Below are 5,645 nucleotides of genomic sequence, written 5' to 3'. Positions count from 1 at the left end.
ATTACGGTTGCTGTTTTTAGCATCGGTGCCAACACCAACTCCGAAAAATCCAATGCCGCCTTTAGAAGCCATTTCCAACATTAACTTTTGCAAATCGGCTACCGATTTTACTTTGTTGATTTTGTCCAAATACGGTTTCAGAGGTTTGATTCCGGCTTTGTTTCTGGCTACAGTATCCATGATGGAGCGATACAAATTGATGGCTTTCCCTTGGTCGGTATCCGACTTATAAGCCGGGTTTTTGGAAGCTTCTTCTAAAATAGCCAAAGCATCAACATCGGTTTTCTGACGCAATTCGTCAAAACTTCCCCAACGGGTGCGGTCGGCAGGAATGTCAGTATTTTTAAACCAAGTTCCGTTGACGAAGTTGAAAAAGTTATCATTAGGTCGGACTGCTTTATCCATCAAAGACAAATCTATGCCCGGTTTTTTCTCTTGTGCACTCATTGGTGCAATGCTCAAAGCAACCAAAGCAAACAATAATGCTTTTGAAACAGTATTTCTTTTCATAGGTTATTAAAATAAGTTAGACTTACAAATTTACCGATTAAGTGTTTACAATCGTTTTTTTAACAAAAATATAAGTCTTGATTATCTCTTTGAAGTTACAATTGTAATGGCGCTTTTGTACTTTTGTCAAAAAAACCAAATGTTGGATTTTATCAAAAAATACCGGATTTTAATCATCACCTTTATACTGTTTTCAATCGTTACAGTTTCCTTGTTCTATAATGCTTTAAAACCTCAAAAAACATTGCCGATATTCAATCCGGCCGATGTTAATCCGGAATTGGTGGACAGCACCGTACAATATGTGGCGAAGTATCATACGATTGCTGATTTTTCCTTTACCAACCAAAACGGAAGAACCATTACCCAAAAAGATTATGAAGGTAAAATTTATGTCGCCGATTTTTTCTTCACCACTTGCGGATCGATTTGCCCTATCATGACCACCAATATGATTGACGTTCAAAAAGCGTTTGCCGATAACCCTAAAGTAATGCTGCTTTCTCATACCGTAACCCCTGAAATTGACAGCGTTTCGGTATTGAAAAAATATGCTGTGGAAAAAGGCGTAATCGATTCGAAATGGAACTTGGTAACCGGAGATAAAAAGGCCATTTACAGCATGGCTCGCAAATCTTATCTGGCCGTTAAACTAGGAAAACCGGAAGAATTATACGATATGGTACACACCGAAAACTTTGTTTTGGTCGATGCCGAAAGAAGAGTGCGCGGTTTTTATGACGGCACTAAAAAAGAAGAAATCAAAAAATTAATTGAAGACATTCATTGGCTGTTAACAGAAGATAAAAATTAGTTAAACTGATATTTATCATACTGTTTTCTTTTTTTATCGCTACTTTTGCAATCTTAATTCAATCTAAATAAGCATTGAAAACCACAGTTGATTTATTAAAAATAGGAGACAAAGCCATCATCACTCATGTTGATTTGGATAAAATTCCGTTGAAGCTTTTGGAAATGGGTTGCTTACCCAACAATGAGTTGGAAATTATTCAAATTGCTCCTTTGGGTGATCCTATTTATCTGAATGTCAACAACGGTTCACACTTGGCTATCCGAAAGGAAACCGCTCATGAAATTGAAGTTGAAATCCTAGAGCCGTAAACAACATGAGTATTCAAAACATCAATGTAGCGCTAATCGGCAATCCGAACACCGGAAAAACTTCTGTTTTTAATGAACTCACCGGTTTAAACCAACAGGTTGGTAATTATCCCGGGATAACGGTGGACAAAAAATTAGGGTTTTGCAAACTCCCGAATAATAGTAAAGCGAATATACTCGATTTGCCGGGAACCTATAGTTTGAATGCGAGTTCCATTGATGAAAATGTGGTGATTGAATTGTTGCTGAATAAAAACGACAAGCTTTTCCCCGATGTAGCTGTTGTGGTTACGGATGTTGAAAACCTGAAACGAAACTTACTGCTTTTCACCCAAATTAAGGATTTGGAAATTCCAACCATTTTGGTCATCAATATGGTGGATCGAATGAAAGCCAAAGGAATTTCTTTAGATATCCCTTTTTTAGAAGTGCAATTAAAAACCAAAATTGTTTTGGTCAGCACCAGAAAAGGCAATGGAATTGATGACCTTAAAAAAGCCATAGTCGATTATAAAAACCTCTCAACAGAACCTTGCTTGAATGCTTCTGTGATCGATCCGGAGTATTTTGATAAACTGCGAAATGCTTTCCCGGATCAGTTGTTGTACAAACTTTGGTTGGTAATCACGCAAGATGTCAACTTCTTGAATTTGGAACGAAAGGAAATTGAAAGTTCCTTTGCCAAATCGCATGCCGACTTAAAACGTTTACAACAAAAAGAAACCATAAAGCGCTATCAATTCATCAATGACACTCTTAAAATTGGTCAAAAAATAGAGGCTTCAAATGCTACGGATTTACGCGCTAAGTTAGATAAAATATTAACCCATAAGATTTTCGGTTACGCCATTTTCTTTGGAATTTTAATGCTTATTTTCCAATCTATTTTTGATTGGTCAAGTGTTCCAATGGAGTTTATAGACAGCTCTTTTGCCAATTTAGCAAACTACACTAAAAACCATTTGCCCGCCGGCGAATTCACCAATTTAATTAGCGAAGGAATTATTCCCGGTATTGGTGGTATAGTGATTTTTATTCCGCAAATTGCTTTTCTGTTTTTGTTTATTTCGGTTCTTGAGGAGAGCGGTTATATGAGTCGCGTAGTTTTTTTAATGGATAAAATTATGCGTAGATATGGCCTTTCCGGAAAAAGTGTAGTGCCTTTGATTTCAGGAACTGCTTGTGCGATTCCGGCCATTATGAGCGCTCGTAATATTGAAAATTGGAAAGAAAGATTGATTACAATTTTAGTCACTCCTTTCATCACTTGTTCGGCCCGTTTACCGGTGTACGCCATTTTAATTGCGCTAATTATTCCGGAAAAAAGAGTGCTTGGGATTTTTAGTTTACAAGGCGCTACATTAATGCTACTGTACTTGCTTGGCTTTGGTATGGCCATTTTTTCAGCTTATCTTTTGAATAAAATACTTAACCTCAAAAGCAAATCTTATTTTGTGGTAGAAATGCCCAACTACAAATTACCGCTCTTTAAAAATGTAGCGATAAATGTGATAGAAAAAACCAAAGCTTTCGTATTTGGGGCAGGAAAAATTATTTTGGCATTATCCATTATTCTTTGGTTTTTAGGTTCGCACGGACCGGACAAAGGTTTTAACAATGCAGAAAGTTTGGTGATTAAAAAAGTAAAAGCCGAAAACAAACTGGACGATTTAGAATACCTCAATGACCAAATCAGTGCCCACAAATTAGAGAACTCTTATATCGGTATTGTGGGTAAATCTATTGAACCGGTAATTGAACCGCTTGGTTACGATTGGAAAATCGGAATTGCCGTGGTAAGCTCTTTTGCCGCTCGCGAAGTGTTTGTAGGTACGTTGGCAACCATTTACAGTGTTGGCAGCCACAGCGAAGAAGAAACCACCATCAAAAACCGCATGAATGCCGAAATCCGACCGGACGGGAAAAAAGTTTTCAATCTTGCTACCGGAGTTTCACTGCTGCTGTTTTATGCTTTTGCAATGCAATGTATAAGTACGTTAGCTATCGTAAAAAGAGAAACTAATAATTGGAAATGGCCAATTATACAATTGATTTTTATGAGTGGATTTGCCTACTTGTCTTCTTTTATTGCCTACCAACTTTTGAAATAAATCTTTCCACTTTTTTACGATAAAATAAATTGAAAATTTTGTTATTTATAATTTGTCTAAATAAAAATAAACAATATCTTTGCTGTGTTGATTTAATCTAAATAAAAATGAAACGCTTACCCTTTTTGCTTGTTGCCCTAATGGCAACCTATGCCTTAAACGCCCAAGACCTATTTGAACCAGAAGCCAACGACACTATTAAAAGACTTGCTCCGGTCATTATTATCCCCAAACAACAAAGTCCGGAAAGAATGCCCGAAACCAAAGACAATGTATTGTTTTCAGGGAAAAAAAATGAAGTCTTAAAACTCTCCAACATCAATGGAAATTTAACCAATAACAACGCCCGTGAGATTTTTGCTCGTATTCCCGGTGTAACCGTATGGGAAAATGACGGATCGGGAATTCAAATCAATGTTGGCGTTCGCGGTTTGAGTCCGAACAGAAGTTGGGAACTCAACACCCGTCAAAACGGTTATGATATTTCATCTGATGTTTTCGGTTATCCCGAAGCTTACTATAATCCACCATTAGAAGCCGTTGAAACTATCAGCTTGGTCCGTGGTGGTGCTTCTTTGCAATTCGGGCCGCAATTTGGCGGAACCCTTAACTATGTTTTAAAAAGAGAAAACAACAAAAAATTCTCTTTCGAAACCCAAAACACCGTTGGCAGTTATGGCTTAATGAGTAGTTATAACGCCATTGGCGGGAAGTATAAAAAATTCTCTTATTATGTATACAACCATTCTCGTAGTGGTGATGGTTGGAGAGCAAACAGCGAATACACTGTTAGAAATACTCATGCTTTTGCAGCATACCAATTTACTGAAGACACCAAACTTTCGGCAGAATACACCAATATGGATTACAAAATGCAACAAGCCGGTGGTTTAACCGATGAGCAGTTTAACAATAATCCGCGTCAGTCTTTAAGAGAAAGAAACTGGTTTGGAACGCCTTGGAATGTGTTTTCAATCAATTTTGACACTAAAATAAACGATCGATTAACTTCAAATACGAAACTCTTTGGCCTTGTTGGCGAAAGAAACAGTGTGGGCTTCACCGCAGCTCCAAATGTAGAAGATGTCATCAATACGACTACTAACGATTATGCCAACAGAAGAGTGGATCGCGACTACTACAAAAACTTCGGCTTAGAAAACCGCAACGTATTGAAATACAAATTGGGTAAAATCGATAATAATTTGGCTTTCGGTATACGTTTATATAAAGCCAATACCCAACGTGTTCAAGACGGTAAAGGAACAACAGGTTCTGATTTTGATTTGTCGATTGATGGTGAATTTGCGCGCGACTTAGATTTTACCACCGAAAACGTAGCGCTTTTTGCGGAAAACCAATTCAAAGTAACCGAAAAATTCAGCGTAACTCCGGGTGTTCGTTATGAGTATATCAAATCGGATGCTCAAGGACGATTTGGTTTCAGTAGCGGAAACGCTGTAGCTTTACCCGAAAAAACCATTGTCAGAAACCAACCTTTATTTGGTTTAGGTTTGGAATATAAATTCAGAACAACCAATATCTACGCTAATATCACACAAGCCTATCGTCCGGTATTGTTCTCCGATTTAACACCTCCCGCTGTTACAGATGTTATTGATCCCAACCTAAAAGATGCCGACGGATACAATGCTGATTTAGGCTTCAGAGGTACTTATAAAAACTATTTGAACTTCGATTTCAGTTTGTTTTACCTCAGCTATAACAACCGAATTGGTGGTGTACGTCAATTTGTAAACAACGACCCAACGCAAGGTACTTACATTTACAGAACCAACTTGGGAGAAACAGTAAACAAAGGGATTGAAGGGTTTTTTAACTTAAACATTACCCGCTTCTTTGAAGTAGAAAAACCATACGGTAACTTAGATTTGTTCG

General features: G+C 37.6%; 4 protein-coding genes and 1 pseudogene. 4 read left to right on the top strand and 1 reads right to left on the bottom strand.

Translation table 11 applies throughout. From position 1 onward, the window contains the following. Positions 1–510: pseudogene (locus ACIQ32_RS11055) on the bottom strand (M13 family peptidase); the annotation flags it as partial. Between the two features lie 139 nt (positions 511–649). Between ACIQ32_RS11055 and ACIQ32_RS11050 the strand changes: the two are divergent. The 4 genes from ACIQ32_RS11050 to ACIQ32_RS11035 form a co-directional block, all read left to right on the top strand. Next, positions 650–1,324 (top strand): SCO family protein, encoded by a 675-nt coding sequence (locus ACIQ32_RS11050; RefSeq protein WP_396195749.1) that lies wholly within the window; start codon positions 650–652, stop codon positions 1,322–1,324. A 74-nt stretch (positions 1,325–1,398) separates the two neighbouring features. Continuing rightward, positions 1,399–1,635, top strand: coding sequence for a ferrous iron transport protein A (locus tag ACIQ32_RS11045; protein ID WP_396195748.1), 237 nt, complete (start codon positions 1,399–1,401; stop codon positions 1,633–1,635). 5 nt (positions 1,636–1,640) lie between these two features. Then, positions 1,641–3,746 (top strand): ferrous iron transport protein B, encoded by a 2,106-nt coding sequence (feoB, locus tag ACIQ32_RS11040; RefSeq protein ID WP_396195747.1) that lies wholly within the window; start codon positions 1,641–1,643, stop codon positions 3,744–3,746. A gap of 107 nt (positions 3,747–3,853) precedes the next feature. After that, on the top strand, positions 3,854–5,645 hold a 1,792-nt coding region (locus ACIQ32_RS11035), incomplete at its 3' end, for a TonB-dependent receptor family protein (protein WP_396195746.1).

This window comes from Flavobacterium sp., from assembly GCF_044373165.1.
Lineage (GTDB): Bacteria > Bacteroidota > Bacteroidia > Flavobacteriales > Flavobacteriaceae > Flavobacterium.
The sequence above is the reverse complement of the archived record's forward strand: the minus strand, read 5'-3'. Positions and strand labels throughout refer to the sequence as shown.